At 48.4% G+C, this 16,294-nt stretch carries 13 protein-coding genes; 5 read left to right on the top strand and 8 right to left on the bottom strand.

The annotated features are described in order from the left end of the window. Window positions 1-62: 62 nt before the first annotated feature. The 3 genes from MHI54_RS11355 (at window position 63) to MHI54_RS11365 (ending at window position 6,557) form a co-directional block, all read left to right on the top strand. On the top strand, window positions 63-1,388 hold the full coding sequence (locus tag MHI54_RS11355; protein WP_095214281.1) for a Na+/H+ antiporter family protein: 1,326 nt from the start codon (window positions 63-65) through the stop codon (window positions 1,386-1,388). A 56-nt stretch (window positions 1,389-1,444) separates the two neighbouring features. Beyond that, window positions 1,445-2,851, top strand: coding sequence for an amidase (locus MHI54_RS11360; protein ID WP_340081495.1), 1,407 nt, complete (start codon window positions 1,445-1,447; stop codon window positions 2,849-2,851). A 178-nt stretch (window positions 2,852-3,029) separates the two neighbouring features. After that, window positions 3,030-6,557, top strand: a complete 3,528-nt coding sequence (locus MHI54_RS11365) for a 5'-nucleotidase C-terminal domain-containing protein (protein ID WP_340081496.1) — start codon at window positions 3,030-3,032, stop codon at window positions 6,555-6,557. A 42-nt stretch (window positions 6,558-6,599) separates the two neighbouring features. Here the strand turns inward: MHI54_RS11365 and nhaC are convergent, their stop codons facing one another. From nhaC to MHI54_RS11380, 3 genes are all read right to left on the bottom strand, one after another. Next, window positions 6,600-7,997, bottom strand: a complete 1,398-nt coding sequence (nhaC, locus tag MHI54_RS11370) for a Na+/H+ antiporter NhaC (RefSeq protein ID WP_095214279.1) — start codon at window positions 7,995-7,997, stop codon at window positions 6,600-6,602. 105 nt (window positions 7,998-8,102) lie between these two features. Next, window positions 8,103-9,530, bottom strand: coding sequence for an aspartate ammonia-lyase (aspA, locus tag MHI54_RS11375; protein WP_095214278.1), 1,428 nt, complete (start codon window positions 9,528-9,530; stop codon window positions 8,103-8,105). A gap of 26 nt (window positions 9,531-9,556) precedes the next feature. Next, a complete protein-coding gene (locus MHI54_RS11380; protein ID WP_095214277.1) occupies window positions 9,557-10,552 on the bottom strand; it encodes an asparaginase in 996 nt (331 codons plus the stop codon). 185 nt (window positions 10,553-10,737) lie between these two features. On the opposite strand from MHI54_RS11380, the gene MHI54_RS11385 reads away from it, so the two are divergent. Continuing rightward, window positions 10,738-11,064: a helix-turn-helix transcriptional regulator gene (locus MHI54_RS11385; protein WP_095214276.1), complete on the top strand. Its 327-nt coding sequence runs from the start codon at window positions 10,738-10,740 to the stop codon at window positions 11,062-11,064. Window positions 11,065-11,098: 34 nt separating this feature from the next. Here MHI54_RS11385 and MHI54_RS11390 read toward each other — a convergent pair whose 3' ends face one another. Then, the gene (locus MHI54_RS11390; protein ID WP_095214275.1) at window positions 11,099-11,932 is read right to left on the bottom strand and encodes an ABC transporter ATP-binding protein; all 834 of its coding nucleotides are present in this window, start codon (window positions 11,930-11,932) and stop codon (window positions 11,099-11,101) included. A 225-nt stretch (window positions 11,933-12,157) separates the two neighbouring features. Between MHI54_RS11390 and MHI54_RS11395 the strand changes: the two genes are divergently transcribed. Then, entirely contained in the window at window positions 12,158-12,724 is a 567-nt protein-coding gene (locus tag MHI54_RS11395; protein ID WP_095214274.1) for a nitroreductase, read from the top strand. A gap of 39 nt (window positions 12,725-12,763) precedes the next feature. On the opposite strand, the gene phnE (MHI54_RS11400) is transcribed toward MHI54_RS11395, so the two are convergent. From phnE (MHI54_RS11400) to MHI54_RS11415, 4 genes are all read right to left on the bottom strand, one after another. Beyond that, on the bottom strand, window positions 12,764-13,576 hold the full coding sequence (gene phnE / locus MHI54_RS11400) for a phosphonate ABC transporter, permease protein PhnE (protein WP_095214273.1): 813 nt from the start codon (window positions 13,574-13,576) through the stop codon (window positions 12,764-12,766). Further along, complete coding sequence (phnE, locus tag MHI54_RS11405) at window positions 13,573-14,364, bottom strand: phosphonate ABC transporter, permease protein PhnE (protein WP_095214272.1); 792 nt, start codon at window positions 14,362-14,364, stop codon at window positions 13,573-13,575. Before phnE (MHI54_RS11405) ends, phnE (MHI54_RS11400) begins: the two co-directional genes overlap by 4 nt. Next, a complete protein-coding gene (gene phnC / locus MHI54_RS11410; RefSeq protein WP_095214271.1) occupies window positions 14,361-15,143 on the bottom strand; it encodes a phosphonate ABC transporter ATP-binding protein in 783 nt (260 codons plus the stop codon). Before phnC ends, phnE (MHI54_RS11405) begins: the two co-directional genes overlap by 4 nt. A gap of 144 nt (window positions 15,144-15,287) precedes the next feature. Next, window positions 15,288-16,226, bottom strand: a complete 939-nt coding sequence (locus MHI54_RS11415) for a phosphate/phosphite/phosphonate ABC transporter substrate-binding protein (RefSeq protein WP_340081497.1) — start codon at window positions 16,224-16,226, stop codon at window positions 15,288-15,290. Between the last annotated feature and the right edge of the window lie 68 nt (window positions 16,227-16,294).

Consider the following 16,294-nt stretch of genomic DNA (forward strand, 5'->3'; position numbering starts at 1 on the left):
GCTGGATCATCTGTTATTGTACTTTAATACTTTACCATAATAAAGTGATGGAGGAATTTGAAGTGAACGCAGTCGTTATAGCAGTTCTTGCAGTTTTGATCCTCAGCTTGCTGCGGATCAATGTCGTTTTTTCATTGATATTGGGCTCCCTCATCGGCGGTTTGGTCGGAGGGCTTGGAATAGATGGAACGCTCAGCGCGTTCACGGATGGAGTGGGAGGAGGAGCGAATGTTGCGCTTAGCTATGCGATGCTCGGCGGATTCGCTGTTGCGATTGCCAGCACAGGTCTGCCAGAAGCGATGGTGAGAGGGATCATTTCCCTCAGCGGGAAGAAGGACACAGCCTATGCTAAAAAGCGTACACGCGCACTCATCCTCATCTTGATTTTGATCATGGCTTGCTTTTCTCAGAATGTGATTCCAGTGCATATTGCTTTTATACCTTTATTGATTCCTCCGCTTTTGAAAATCATGTCTGAATTACAGATTGATCGACGTCTGACAGCGACGATCCTGACATTCGGTTTGGTTACACCGTATATGCTGCTGCCGGCAGGATACGGACAAATATTTCATGATATCATAGCAACGAATATGACGTCGAGCGGTTTGGAAGTCAATCCAGATCAAGTGACAAATGCGATGATGATACCGTCGCTTGGCATGGTCGTGGGTCTGATCATTGCTTTATTTTCTTATCGGAAGCCAAGAATATACAAGGACATTGATTTACCTGTCCCGGATGAAGTAAAAGAAGAAAATGGTACGTTGAAGCCTGCCGCCTTGATCTTTTCGATTGCTGCGATCGTTGCAGCATTGGCTGTACAGATCTGGACCGATTCGATGGTGTTCGGTGCGCTGGCTGGTATCATCGTGCTTTATATTACGAGAACAGTCAAATGGAAAGAAGCAGATACCATTCTTACCAACGGGATGCGTCTGATGGCCTTCATCGGATTCGTCATGATTGCAGCTTCCGGCTTCTCCAGTGTCATCAATGCCACCGGAGAGGTGGAGTCCCTTGTCCAGGATGCGGCGGCTGCCATTAATGGCAGTCAGGCACTGGGAGCTTTGCTGATGCTTATTGTCGGCTTGCTCGTGACGATGGGGATTGGGTCTTCATTCTCCACGGTACCAGTAATCGCGACGATTTTTGTTCCTTTGGCCATCGAACTGGGCTTCAGCCCGATGGCCATCGTCGCACTCGTCGGTACAGCAGGCGCCCTTGGCGATGCGGGATCGCCTGCCTCCGACTCCACACTCGGACCGACATCCGGCTTGAATGCGGACGGCCAGCATGACCATATGTGGGATACAGTCGTTCCGACATTCCTCCATTACACCTTGCCTGTCATCGTCTTTGGCTGGATTGCCGCGATGATCCTCTGATGGTTGAACGAGGGACACGCTAGCGTTATGATACGTACAGAGGATGAAAAGGGGCGATGACAGTGAAAGGCAAAACAGTACGCGAACTAGTGACGGATATCAAGAATAAGGAAATCTCACCTGTTGAGGTGGCCTCCTATTATCTGGAGCAAACAGAGAAGTCCAATGGTGATATCAATGCTTTCGTCACGATGAATGAAAACTTGATTGCTGACGCCAAGGAAGCGGAAGCAGCAGTGATGCGCGGTGAAAAAACAGGATTGCTGCATGGTATACCGATCGGCATCAAGGACTTGACACCGGTGAAAGGGATGCGGACGACTTTCGGTTCGCCTGCTTTCAAGGACAATATTGCAGATCGGGATGCGACCATCGTCACGCGGCTCCGCCAAGCGGGTGCTCTGATCATGGGCAAGACGAATACGCCTGAATTCGGTCATAAAGGTACTACTGACAATCTTGTTTTCGGGGCGACCGTAAACCCTTGGGACCATACGAAAACCGCAGGCGGATCAAGCGGCGGTGCAGCTGCTGCAGTGGCTGCCGGCATGGTGCCGCTGGCAGAAGGAAGCGATGGCGGAGGCTCCATCCGCATTCCGGCCAGCCTATGCGGCGTTTTCGGCTTCAAGCCGACATATGGGCGGATCCCGATGGATAATAATCTGGGGAATGTCTTCGGATCCAGCTCCCCGTTCGTCAACCATGGACCGTTGTCGAACAATCCGGATGACAGTGCGCTATTCCTGGAAGCTGTACAGGGACCTTCCACGACCGATCCATTCAGCCTCCCGCTTTTGGACAGCCAAATCGGCTCTTCCTATCTGGAGGAACAGGCGCAGGGTCTTCGGATTGCTTATACACCGGATTTCGGAATGTATGCCGTCGATCCGGAAGTACGCCAGGTTGTGGAGGCGACATTTGATAACTGGCGCGCACTCGGCATGTCTGTGGAAACAGTGGAACTGGATTTCGATATGGATCGGCGCGGGTTCAATGGATTCTTCACAAGCATGTGGTATGCTTCATCGGCGGCTGGCAGCGCCAAGCTGCTTGAAAGCAATCCGGAATGGGTGTCCGATTCCTATCGCGATATGATCGAAAAGGGCAAAGCCTTGATGGCCTCTGATTATCGTGCTTATGAACGGAATCGTACGACGGTCTGGAACAGGCTGCAGACGGTGCTGCAGGATTATGATTTGGTATTGTCACCGACATTGGCAGTTCCAGCCTTCGACCATCACTTATTGGGACCTTCAGTCATAGACGGGCAGCAAGTGAAGGAAGATGCAGACTGGATGATGACACATGCTTATAATGTGACAGGTCTTCCGGCAGCATCACTTCCGGCCGGCCTTTCACAGGGAAGGCTGCCGATCGGTATGCAGATTGCCGCCAATCGCTTCGAGGACGCCCGTGTCCTTCGTACAGCCAAAGCTTATATGGATGCCTATCCATTACGTTGAAAAGCAGCTTCGGCTGCTTTTTTTCTTTTGTCCAGGAAATCCCGGTTATTTTACATAAAATTAACCAGAATCATGCCTATCCTCCTATTTCGGGAAGGGGAGGTTCCCGCTAGTATGGTAGATGACGGAGTTCGCCGCTATTTGCCGAACTTACTATTATTTTGGGGGAATCATGTTAATGGGCAAAAGAGCAGTATCTGTTTTTGCAATAGTCGCACTTATCTGTTCCGGTATCATGCCGGGCTTCGCCTCTGTATCACAGGCGGCGGAGCGTATCGCGGCGCCGATTCTATCGGAGTATGCAGAAGGAAGCTCCTATGATAAGGCAATTGAGCTTTATAATCCGACAGATGAACCAATCGATCTCAGTCAATTCGAGCTGGCAGGATATTTCAATGGCAATACAAAAGCAACCGCTTCGTTTACCTTGTCGGGTACATTGGCGCCGGCTGATACATATGTCATTGTGAATCCGCGTGCAAGCGAAGCCCTGCTGGCCAAAGCGGATCAGACAAACGGGAGTGTCATCAATTTCAATGGGAATGATGCAGTAGCCCTGCAGAAGGATGGAGCGATCCTTGATGTCGTAGGTGAAATCGGAAACGATCAGGACACGGCCAAGGATATCGGCCTCATCCGGTCTGCTGACGTGACCGAGGGCAGCCCGGCCTTTGTTTCGGAGCAGTGGGAAGAGACAGCGAAGGATGCCTTTGAAACGATCGGATCCCATGGACAGGAGCCTCCTGCGGATGAGCCGGGGGAAGAGCCTGAACCAGGCGAAGTCCAGTCGATTGCCGATATAAAGAGCAAGACAGGAGAAACGGTGACTGTGGAAGGGATAGCAACCGCAGATAATGGAAGTATCGGCGGAGGCAAGCTATCTGTCTACATCCAAGATGACACAGCTGGAATCAATATCTATCATGCTGATGAAGCCGCCTTTCCGGAGGTGAAAGAAGGGGATCTTATCCGTGTGACAGGAGAAATCACTAATTATCGAGGTTTGACAGAGATTGCACCTGAAGCGGATGGTATGACTGTCATTTCCCAAGATAATGAGCTTCCCCTTCCAAAAGAGCTGACAATCGGTCAGCTCCAGGCTGAGGAAACAGCTGAACCGGCAGAAGGGAAGCTGATCCGGGTGTCCGGCTACATCAAAGATATCCCGGAAAGCCCAGCTGGCGGCGGTTACAATATCCAGTTCATCAACGAAAACTATGAATCTGTCACATTGCGGATCATGGAATCTGCCATGGACATGTCAGCTGTCGAAGAAGGAAAGTGGTATACCGTTACCGGCATCCTGAGTCAATACGACAGCTATCAAATCCTCCCTCGCAAACAAGAGGATATGCAGGCGGCACAGGAACAGCCGGAGCCTCCAAAGGCAGAGGGAGAGTACACGGCGATTGTGGAATCTGTAACGGATGGTGATACGATTCGCTTGCAGGAACCTGTTTTAGGCTCGGATCGGGTCCGCTTTGTAAATGCGGATACGCCAGAGACATTCCACAGTGTCAAAAATGAATTGGACCAAAACCAGATGGATCACGGCAAAGCAGCCTCTGACTATTTGAAATCCAAGCTGTCCGAAGGTGACGAAATCACAGTGAAAGTAGGAGAAGAGCCGACGGATGATTACGGTCGACTGCTGGCGCAGGTAATTACTGCCGATGGCGAAAATTTGAATCTTGAACTGGTGAGGGAAGGTTTGGCCGTTACTTACTTCATCGCACCGATTGGGAATGAGGGAGAGTACGAGACCTATCAGCGAGCAGTGGCAGAAGCAAAAAGTCAGCAAAAAGGAATCTGGAGGCCAGACTCTCCATTGGAGGAGCTGCCATTTGAATTCCGTGCTCGTTATGATGGCGGCGGACTGGATAAATATGTCGGGAATTCGGATACAAAGCAATATGTCGTTCCTGATCAGTGGGAGTCCATTCCGGTAGACAAGCGTATTTTCTTCTGGACAGAACAGGATGCAATCGAGGCGGGCTATGAAACCGCTGGTGAAATGCAGCCACCTGCCCAGGAAGATACCCTCTCTGTGCAGCTTCTGGGCATGAACGATCTTCACGGCAAGATCGATCAGCAATATGAATTGGATACAGACGGAGATGGCACGACAGATGGCACTTTCGGACGTATGGATTACACAGCGGCAGCCATTAAACAGCGGGAAGCTGAAAATCCGAATAGCTTGCTTGTGCATGCAGGGGACATGATTGGCGGCAGCTCTCCTGTTTCGGCATTGCTGCAGGATGAGCCTACAATCGAAATCATGGAAGCGATGGGCTTCGACGTGGGTACGATCGGCAATCATGAACTGGATGAAGGTACAGAGGAGCTGCTGCGTATCGTACATGGAGGGGAGCATCCGAACGGTACTCCGGGCTATGATGGAATGGACTTTCCGACATTATGTGCCAACTGCGTGTATAAAGACAGCGGCGAAACGATTTTGCCTCCTTACAGCATCGAGGAAGTCGATGGAGAGAAAATTGGTTTTATCGGTGTGAATACAACCGCATCGCTTGGGATGGTCATGCCGGAAGGAATTCAGGATATCACCATCACCGATGAGGTGGAAGCAGTCAATAAAGCAGCGGCTGAATTGAAGGAAAAAGGCATCAAGGCAATTGTCGTCCTGTCCCATATGCCAGCTGAGCAAAGCGGGGATGGCGCGACGGGTGATGCAGCGGAGATGGCCAATGCTGTGGATGATGAAGTGGATATCATCTTCGCTGCCCATAACCATGCTGTTGTGAATGCAATGGTGGATGATAAACTGATCGTTCAGGCATCGGAATACGGAAAAGCTTTTTCGGATGTGGATGTCGAAATCGATCGCGAGACAGGCGACATTGTTTCCAAGCAAGCAGAAATAGTCTGGGCAGATCAGGCAGTCCTTACGCCTGATCCGACAGTCGGGGCAATCTTGGCTGGATATGCCGAAGAAGTGGCACCAATCATGGATGAAGTCGTTGGTATCGCAGCCAATACCATGACTGGCGGTTATGCTGTAAAAGGAGAAGCAGGGGACAATGCCCTTGGGAATTTGATCGCTGATGGCATGAGGGAGGCAATGGATAGTGATTTTGCCATGATGAACGGCGGAGGGATCAGGGATGATTTGCTGGAAGGCGATATTACTTGGGGTGAACTCTTCAATATCCAGCCATTCAATAATACGCTCATGACATTCGAGATTGACGGGGCGGATCTGGAGGAAATCCTGAATGCGCAGATCACTTCCTATGGTCCTGATTACAGCATCAGCGGTTTTACGTATACATGGAATGGGGAAACCAATCAGGTTATGGATATCAAGCTTCCCGATGGTTCTTCGATTGCGGAGGATAAAGTATATACGCTGACTGTGAATAACTTCATGGGTACCTCGCAAGGAGATAAGTATCGCCCGATCAGTGAGCTGGGCCGCAACCCTGTCATGGGGCCGGAGGATTTGGAAGCAACCGTTGCATTTGTAAGGGGCTTCGAAATGGAGCCGATCGCTTATGAAGCAGAGGGACGCATTTCAGAAGTAAGCGGGGATGCACCAGTGGATCCTCCGTCCGGTCCCGAGGAGCCGCCGGCAGATCCGGAGGAACCACCAGCAGATCCGGATCATCCGATTGCAGATTTCGTAAAAGGTATCATCGGTACGGTATGGAATTGGGTGAAGCAGCTGTTCTGGCGCTGGTAATGAAAAGAACCTTCAAGCAATCATTTGCTTGAAGGTTCTTTTTTAGCTTTCGACTGGGCTTTTATCTTTGTTATACCAGATGAACTTTCCAGTGTACCCGTAGATGATGGCAAGTCCGAGAGCTACAAAGCTCAGCCACATGAATGGCAGATAGGAGAAGGTCGAAACACCAAGAATGCCAGCCATGTAAATACCATTGTCCGACCAAGGCACCATACCGGAAGTCAAAGTGCCCCCGACTTCTGTGTTACGGGAAAGGACGCGTCGGTCAAGCTGCTGCTTGTCATACGTTTTTTCCATCATTTTAGGTGTCAGAATCAAGGCAACATACATGGCACAGCCGAGGACATTGCCCAGGAAAGCCACGATGAGTGTGGCGACTGTCGTATTGCCCGCGGAGACAAGCTTCTTCTCGAAAGTGGAAACGATGACCTGCAGGACACCAAGTTTCTCCAGCAATCCGCCGAAACCAAGGCCGAAAATGATGACCATCAACGTATCGAGCATGCCCATCACGCCGCCTCGGTTGAGAATGCCATCGATGAAATTCACACCTGTATCAATCGAAAATCCATTATAAGCAGTACCGAGTGCTTCTGCGAAATTCATTCCCTGGAATGCGGATGCCCAGATGGCACCAAGCAGCGCACCTATCACGATCACCGGCATGGAAGGTTTCTTCATGGCCAGCAAAACAAGGACGACCAGCGCAGGAACCAGCATGAGGATGCCGATATCAAAATTATCCATCAATGCTGTTTTGAGTGAATCAACCCTTGCTTGGTCGATATCATCTCCAGCGTAGAGGAAGCCAGCCCCAGTAAAAAGAATAGCCGTGATAACGAACGCCGGGATGGATAGGAACAGCATTGCCCGGACATGCTCCAAGACATCCACTTTGGAGAGGGAGGACGCGAGTACGGTACTATCAGACAGCGGAGAAAGCTTGTCCCCAAAATAGGCCCCTGATAGGACAGCCCCGGCCACTAACGGCAGCGGCATGCCCAATCCCTCGCCGATTGCCATCATGGCGATGCCAGCCGTACCTGCGGTTCCCCACGATGTACCAGTAGCAACGGACATGATGGCGCAGATGATCAAGGTTGCAAGCAGGAATATGCTCGGATGGATGAACTCCAGACCATAGTAAATCAATGTCGGTACGACCCCGCCTGCAATCCATGTTCCGATCAGTGCACCTACGGCGACGAGGATCAAGATTGCCTCGAGCCCGTTCGAGATGCCATTCATGATGGATTTCTGTAAATCCTGATAGGCGTATCCGAGGCGTATGCCAAGTATGATGACGACAAACCATGATATGAAGAGCGCCAGCTGAATCGGCAAGTCAAGGTAGACTGTGAAGGATAATACAAGCGCTAGAAAGACCCCTAATATGATGATGATCTCTGTGATTGTTGGTAATCTTGCTTCTTTCAAATCCAGTCCTCCTAAAAAATAGTGAACCCGCTTACAAATGGAAACGGTTAAAGATGTGCAAAGGATTCCGCTTTTTAAAAAACGGAACACATGCACATCTTCCTATTATCTATCAAAAAGCTCCTCGCCGGCAATACCCGGTTTCGTCATTTCGTAAGGATTCAAGATGATATCCAATTCTTCTTCGGTCAAGACATCGTACTGGAGGCATAGCTCACGGATTGATTTCCCGGTAAGGATCGCTTCACGGGCGATTCGCGCAGCTACTTCATATCCCAAATGCGGATTGACTGCTGTCAGCAACCCGACACTCTTGTCAACATATTCCTTGAGCAAGGCTTCGTTTGCTTCGATACCAATCAGACAGTTATCGGTGAAGGAGCGGAAGCCATTGTTCATGATGCTGATGGACTGCAGCAGGTTGAACACCAGTACAGGCTCCATGACGTTCAGTTCAAGCTGTCCGGCTTCGGAGGCCAGGCAGATTGTATTATCATTGCCGATCACTTGGAAGGCGATCTGGTTGATCATCTCTGCCATGACCGGATTCACCTTACCCGGCATGATGGAGGACCCTGGCTGACGTGCAGGCAAGTTGATCTCATTCAGCCCTGCTCTCGGACCGGAAGCCATCAGGCGAAGGTCGTTGGCAATCTTGGACATGTTCATCATACAAACCTTCAGGCTTGCGGAAACCTCGGTATATGCATCCGTGTTTTGTGTGGCATCCACTAGGTTCTCTGCTGTTACAAGCGGTAGCCCGCTGTTGTCAGCCAAATGTTTGACAACACACTCGATATATTTCGGATTTGCATTCAACCCGGTACCGACTGCTGTCGCCCCCATATTGACTTCATACAAATGCTGACGGGATTGCTTGATCCGCTTGATATCCCTTTCCAGCACGCGGCTGTAGGCTTCAAATTCCTGACCAAGACGAATCGGCACCGCATCCTGCAGATGTGTGCGTCCCATTTTGATGACAGAATCGAATTGTTTTGCTTTTTTCTTGAATTCACCTTGCATATATTCCATCGTTTCGAGCAGTCTTTCGAGCATGTTCAATGTGGAAATATGGATTGCTGTCGGGAATACATCATTCGTCGATTGCGACATATTCACGTGCGTATTAGGGCTTAACTGCTGATAATCGCCTTTTTCATGACCGAGGATTTCCAATGCCCGATTAGCGATGACTTCATTGGCGTTCATATTGATGGAGGTGCCGGCACCGCCTTGGATCGGATCCACAATGAACTGTTCATGCCATTTTCCATCTATTATTTCCTCGGATGCTTGAACGATTGCATTACCGAGTCCCTCATACAGGCGTTTTACATCCATATTCGCGAGTGCGGCCGATTTTTTCACGATACCCAGTGCCTTGATCATCTCTTCATGGATGCGATATCCAGTAATCGGGAAATTCTCTGATGCTCGCAGTGTCTGAATACCGTAATAAGCATCTTTGTTGATTTGCTTCTCTCCCAGAAAGTCTTTTTCAATCCGATAATTCTCCTGTAAGTCTGCCATGACTTGAACCTTCCTTTTTCACTTTTTTAAGATGGCCATATAGTAATATCTTCAGCGATCGGTGTTTCCATCATGCGTTTTACTTCCTTTGGATCAGTGGATCGGCCAAGTGCCCACATGAGCTTCGGTACAATCGCTTCTGTGTTCATATTGCTTGAACGAGTCACCAGCTCCTGATCGATGCGCCGGCCGACTTCATAAATGCTCATGTCTTCGCCTTCTTCCAGACATTGGGTGGTGATGACGACCACGATGCCTTTTTCCACCAACTCATTGATCTTTTGCAGAAGATCACGCCCTTCGAATGGAATGCCGCCGCTGCCATAGCTTTCGATTACAACACCTTTATACATGCTTGCTATAGTATCAAGCATTTCAGGCTTGAGTCCCGGATACAGCCTTAATAAGAGTACATCAGTACAAAGGGAAGTATCAACGGTAAATGGCAGATTTTCTCCTTGTATCTGCTTGTTATACTCGATGGTATCATCATGGATGAAGGCGATATATGGATAATTGATGCTTTCAAATGCATCATAGCTTTTTGTCCGCAGCTTTATTGCCCTTGTTCCTTGAATGACCCGGCCATCAAATACCACGTAGACACCGCCTACCTCTTCACAAGCAAAGCGGATAGCATCCTTGATATTCTTTTTCGCATCTGTTTTCTGGAAAGTGATCGGTATCTGGGAGCCGGTGATGACAATTGGCTTACTGGCATTTTGAAGCATATACGATAATGCTGCTGCAGTATAAGCCATCGTATCGGTTCCATGGGTGATGACAAAGCCATCATAGTCCTGATAATGATCCCGCACGGCTTCAGCCATCGTCACCCAGTCTTCCGGCTGCATATTCGTGCTATCGAGATTCATAAGCGATATCGTCTCCATGGTGTATTCGTTGTCCATGTCGGAAACATAACTTAACAGTTCATTCGCATCCACAGCCGGAGCCAGACCATTTTCCCCTTCGACTGATGCGATGGTGCCGCCGGTGGTAAGTAATAATAGCTTCTTCATTCCTGCACCTCTTCTATCTATCGTTACATATCATGACATATCATGATATATTCGCTAATTGCGTACTTTTAAATTAATTATAGAGAAGTGATCCGTTATTAGCAAGAATCTATTATTCGAATCGCGTACGAAACGATGAAAAATATGCTATAATAAATGGAAGGAAAAAGAGCGGGGGAAGTAAGATGAATCTGGATCGCTTATCAGAATTGAGGAAAAAGAAGAATTGGTCGCTGCAAGACACCGCAGACCGTCTGGGAATTGCCAAAAGTACATATGCAGGATATGAATCGGGATATCGCCGTCCCTCGTTCGAGGCATTGATCATGCTGGCAGACTTGTTCGACACAAGCTGTGACGATTTGCTTGGACGGCATTTCGAGAAGCCTATTGAATTGACCGATAGGAAAAAGGCAGAGCTTTCGATAGATCAAAGAAAGCTGACGGAGAAGGAGATCATCGGGATGATCGCTTTCATCAGGGCCACAAGGGAAATGGAAGGACAGGAATGAAAAAACGCTTTGCAGGGATCTGCAAAGCGTTTTATTATGCCAGTGTTTTCTCCATGACACGTTCCGGCTCCATAGGAGATGCACTCCCGAGTATATTATATGGTAAACAAAGCGGCACTCCTGAGCGGGGATCGATGATGACATCTGCTTCGATATGGAAGACTTCCCGCAGGTTCTCTGCAGTCACCGTCTCTTGAGGCGAACCTTCGCAAACCACCTGACCTTGCTTGATTGCGATCATATGATCAGCATAACGGGTAGCGTGATTGAGATCGTGCACGACCATGACAATCGTCCGCTTTTCCTCGCGGTTCAGTTTATGCAGCAGCATAAGCACTTCCAGCTGATGTGCCATATCCAGGAATGTGGTCGGCTCATCGAGGAAAAGGGTTTCCGTTTCCTGCGCCAATGCCATCGCAATCCAAGCGCGCTGACGCTGTCCGCCGGAAAGCTGGTCGACTGCGCGTTGGGCGAAATCCGTCATGCCGGTTACATCGATTGCCCATTCAATCACTTCTTTATCATAAGGCGTGAGTGTGCCAAATCCTTTTTGATGCGGATAGCGGCCATATGCCACAAGCTCCGATACGGTCAGGCCCTCTGGGGCAACAGGGTTTTGGGGCAGGATGGCGAGCTGCTTCGCGACTGCTTTCGTTGATTGTTTATGGATGCTTTTACCGTCCAATAGCACGGTGCCGTTTTTGGGCTTCATGACACGTGCCATCGTCTTAAGTATAGTGGACTTGCCTGAGCCATTTGCTCCGACAAGTGCTGTAATCTTCCCTTTGGGAATTTCTATAGTCAAATCTTTTACAATTGATTTATCTCCATAGGCTACTTCAAGTAATTTCGTCTGTAAACGTCCCATTACTGGTACCCCTTTCGGCTTCTCCGTATTGTGAGAATGAGATTCGTTATCATTTATATTGTCACAAAATAAGAGGCTATTCAAGCTTTATCCGGCAAATTTCATAAAAAAGTAAGATTTCTGCCAGCTGACCTCAGATTGACATTGTATGGAATATTCAGATATGATGATGATAATGATTTTCAATTGAACGATAGTCTGGGGAAGAGGAAGGGGAGCGCGTCCATGATGCAATTGGAGCAGCTGATCAAGGAAAGAAGATCGATTTCGAATTACGATACAAGTAAGCCAGTCTCTTATGAAGAGATTCAAGAATTGCTTGACATAGCGGTATGGGTACCGAACCACAAAATGACGCAGCCCTGGAGATTCATCCTGATTGATGGAAAGACGAAGGAGCAGCTGGGCAATATCAATGCCAAGCAAGGAGCAAAGGGTGCTGCAACTGCTGAAGAAAAAGAGAAAAAAGCAGAGGCACTGAAAAAGAAGATTATCGACGTACCGCTATGGATAGCGGTTGTACTGGAGGAAAACGCGAATTTGAAACTCCGGGAAGAGGATTACGCATCTGCCAGTATGCTGATCCAGAATTTCAGCTTGCTTGCCTGGGAAAAAGGTATCGGAACAATCTGGAAGACGAATGCACTGCTGGAGAACCCGGAGGCCAGGGAATTGCTGCAAATCAAACCAGGGGAGCGTAATATCGGGCTGCTTCAAGTCGGGCATATCGGAAAGGAACCAAAAGCAAAGCCAAGGGTGCCGGCAAGTCACCGGACAACCGTATTAAACTGAAAACGGCGATTCTGCTTAAGCAGAATCGCCGTTTTACTTTTATACAATCTTTTTCCGTAAATAACCCGAAATCAAGTCGATCAGCGATACGAGTATAATGACACCCAGCAGAATGATGCCAACCCGCGGCCAGTTACGTGATTGCAAGGCAAAGATAAGCGGAGCCCCGATACCGCCAGCCCCAATGATACCAAGGATGGATGCTCCCCGGACATTCAGTTCGAAACGATACAGTGTGTAGGAAATGAAGCCAGGCAGCACCTGTGGCAATACGGAGTAAACCAGTACCTGGATCCGGTTCGCCCCGGTAGCGATAAGTGCTTCGCGAGGACCATGATCGATTGCATCGATTTCTTCAGCAAATAATTTGCCCAGCATACCGATGGAGTGGAGGCCTAATGCCAGCACCCCGGCATAGGAACCTGGACCAACTGCCTTGATGAAGATGATGGCCAATACAACCTCCGGAAATACCCGGATATAACTAAGGATGAATCGTCCTACTCCTGTGACGAAGAATCCTCCTTTACTCCGGCGCCTTGCAGCCCAAAAGCCAAATGGCACGGTAAGGATCGCTGAAATGAATGTACCGAGGATCGAAATCGCCAAGGTGTCGATCAACCCGTAAATTAAACCTTCCTCATCATTAATGAAGTCCCAATCCGGATGAATGATCCCTTCAAAGATAGCCTTGGAAATCTGGCCGGCTGTATCCTTGATTTGAAACTCCTCAACACCAGAGAATGCCCAAACATAGACTGCAGCCAGTATGACCAGAATCAGCACACGGTTGAATACCTTTTTACCGCGGCCTTTTGGTTTGTCGACGGTTTGTGTGGATAGTTGGCTCATAGTAATTTCTCCCGAAGTTTATTGCTGATAAAATCGATGATCACTACAACGATCAGAGTTGCGAAAACCAATGTATTGACATTCGGATAGTTGAAGAATCCAAGGTTGCTGTCGAATAATAGACCGATACCCCCGGCACCGACTAGTCCGAGAATAGCCGCGGCACGGATATTCACCTCAAATGTATAAAGCACATAAGATACGAAATATGCAGCAGCCTGCGGAATGATGGAGAAGGTGATCCATTGCGCTTTATTCGCACCAACTGCAGTCATCGCTTCCATTGGTCCTTTATCGATGCCTTCGATTGACTCATAAGTCAATTTGGCGATGATTCCGACAGAAAAAATCGTCAAAGCAAAGATACCAGGAATCATACCGAGTCCGAAAATAGCAACAAAAACAGCCGCAAGCAGGAGCTCTGGTACAGTACGGATCAAGTTGAGCACAAAACGCGCTGGATAAGAGATCCAAGGAATAGGGTTAACATTATTCGCACATAGCAGGATAATGGGAACAGCTATGATCGCACCGAATGTCGTGCCGATTACAGCCATACGGATCGTTTCCAGCATGGGATCGATTATTTCAAGGAAATAGCCCCAGTCTGGCGGGAACATTTCAATCAAAATGGATGCCATTTGTTCACGATTGGTAAACAGATCTACGATGCTGGCTTCAGAACGCCAGTAGCTCCAGACAAGCAATGCAAGAACAATGATGCCTGTGAGATAATGCTTGAGTTTTGACGGGGCTTTCGGAACTATCTTTTTTGACGGCTGACTCATTCGACCCCAGCTCCAATCGGCCCCCGCTGCTGTTCTTTTTCCAGCTGCTGTCCGTAGATTTCCTGAAACTTCTCATCGGTCGCTTCTTCCACTGGACCATCGAATACGACTTCCCCGGCATTCAGACCAATGATGCGCGTGGCATATTGGCGGGCGATATCGATGAAGTGAAGGTTGACGACTGTCGTAATGCCAAGCTCCTGATTGATGTTTTTCAAATCATCCATCACTTGTTTCGTTGTGAGTGGATCCAAGGAAGCAACCGGTTCATCAGCGAGGATGATTTTCGCTTCCTGAGCCAATGCCCTTGCGATCGAGACACGCTGCTGCTGACCGCCGGAAAGCTGATCGGAACGTGTGTATGCCTTATCTATGATATTCACCCGATCCAATGCGTTAAGAGCCAAGTTGACATCCTCTTTCGGGAATAACCCGAATATGGTCCGCAGCGTAGAGTGATAAGCAACACGACCGGAAAGGACATTGCGCAGTACAGAAGAACGTTTGACAAGATTGAAGTTTTGGAAAATCATGCCGATATCACGGCGGATCATACGCAAATTCTTTCCTTTTGCAGCAGTGATCGACTGATTATCAATCAGGATTTCCCCTTCAGAGATTTCATGCAATCTATTAATCGAGCGCAGCAATGTGGACTTACCAGCTCCGGAAAGACCGACAATGACAATGAACTCGCCTTTTTCGATAGTCAAGTTGATGTTTTTCAAACCTTTGACGCCATTGGGATATGTTTTCGAAACATTGCGAAATTCTATCACTTTCTATACCAACCTTTTTATGTAATTTAATAGTAAAGATGAAACGTACCATCCTGAAAAGATATACATACAGACAAAAGCCCAGCCAGTCCAAGGATATCTCAGGCTGGCTGGATGTATAGGGAAATTATAAAAGGAGCTTGATTATTCTAAACCGTATTTCTCAGCGTACTCACGTACGACCTCGAAGTTGCTGTCATCGGATTTCACATAACCTTCATGTGTGTAAACGTCGCGGATGATCTCCAAACCTTCTGGATCTTTACCGATGTTGATGAAAGCATCTGTGATTTTTTCTTTCCATTCGTCATTGATATCAGGAGTGATTGCAATTGTATCGTTCGGGATTTTTTCTGTCGTTGCGATTACTTTCGTATCTTCAAATACAGTCGGGTAGTCGCCTTTTACAGTATTACGTGCATCCTGGAACGTAACAGCGGCATCCGTATCGCCGTTCAATACGCTGATGATACCTGCATCATGACCTTTGACGATTGTCGGAGTCAAATCCTGCTGGATGTCCAAACCGACTTCGTCAAGCGCACCTGCCGGCCATACATAACCTGCAGAAGATGTCACGTCCTGCACGGCGATGCTTTTGCCTTTAAGGTCTTCAAGGGAATTGATATCGGAATCAGCTTTTACGACGAATTGCGCCAGATAGTAGTCCACTAGTTCATCCGTCGGTGAACCATCTTCTGGATTGACACCGTAGCGCTGGGACTGAAGGATAACATCGGCTGCACCCTTTTCATGTGCCAAAACATATGCTGTAGGAGGCAGGAATCCAACGTCTACCTGGCCGGAAGCCATCGCCTCGACGATAGTGTTGTAGTTGGTGGATACGCTTACTTCGACAGGAATATCCAATTCTTCCTCAAGAAGTCCTTCAAGCGGTTTTGCTTTTGCTTCAAGTGTCTCGGCATTCTGGGAAGGAACGAACTGCACACGAAGTTCTTCCAGATCTCCTTTGCCGCCGCTGCCGCTGCCGCCTTCTGCGTTTGAATCGTCAGATCCGCATGCGCTGAGCAAGCCTGCTGCCAGAAATAGAGTCGCGCCGACACCTGCAATTTTCTTAAACATGATATACCCCCAAAAATTGTTTAATTTGCACTGCATGAACAACTATATCACGACTTGTTCCAGTTTAT

Origin of the sequence: Terribacillus sp. FSL K6-0262 (genome assembly GCF_037977385.1) — a bacterium.
Classification (GTDB): Bacteria; Bacillota; Bacilli; order Bacillales; family Amphibacillaceae; genus Terribacillus.

What these genes read in the sequence shown, in the direction of transcription:
- MHI54_RS11390 (WP_095214275.1), bottom strand. Translation starts at nt 11,932, where the DNA reads ATGGGACGTTTACAGACGAAATTACTTGAAGTAGCCTATGGAGATAAA.
- aspA (WP_095214278.1), bottom strand. Translation starts at nt 9,530, where the DNA reads ATGGCAGACTTACAGGAGAATTATCGGATTGAAAAAGACTTTCTGGGA.
- MHI54_RS11380 (WP_095214277.1), bottom strand. Translation starts at nt 10,552, where the DNA reads ATGAAGAAGCTATTATTACTTACCACCGGCGGCACCATCGCATCAGTC.
- phnE (WP_095214273.1), bottom strand. Translation starts at nt 13,576, where the DNA reads ATGAGCCAACTATCCACACAAACCGTCGACAAACCAAAAGGCCGCGGT.
- phnE (WP_095214272.1), bottom strand. Translation starts at nt 14,364, where the DNA reads ATGAGTCAGCCGTCAAAAAAGATAGTTCCGAAAGCCCCGTCAAAACTC.
- MHI54_RS11395 (WP_095214274.1), top strand. Translation starts at nt 12,158, where the DNA reads ATGATGCAATTGGAGCAGCTGATCAAGGAAAGAAGATCGATTTCGAAT.
- MHI54_RS11385 (WP_095214276.1), top strand. Translation starts at nt 10,738, where the DNA reads ATGAATCTGGATCGCTTATCAGAATTGAGGAAAAAGAAGAATTGGTCG.
- MHI54_RS11360 (WP_340081495.1), top strand. Translation starts at nt 1,445, where the DNA reads ATGACAGTGAAAGGCAAAACAGTACGCGAACTAGTGACGGATATCAAG.
- MHI54_RS11365 (WP_340081496.1), top strand. Translation starts at nt 3,030, where the DNA reads ATGGGCAAAAGAGCAGTATCTGTTTTTGCAATAGTCGCACTTATCTGT.
- MHI54_RS11415 (WP_340081497.1), bottom strand. Translation starts at nt 16,226, where the DNA reads ATGTTTAAGAAAATTGCAGGTGTCGGCGCGACTCTATTTCTGGCAGCA.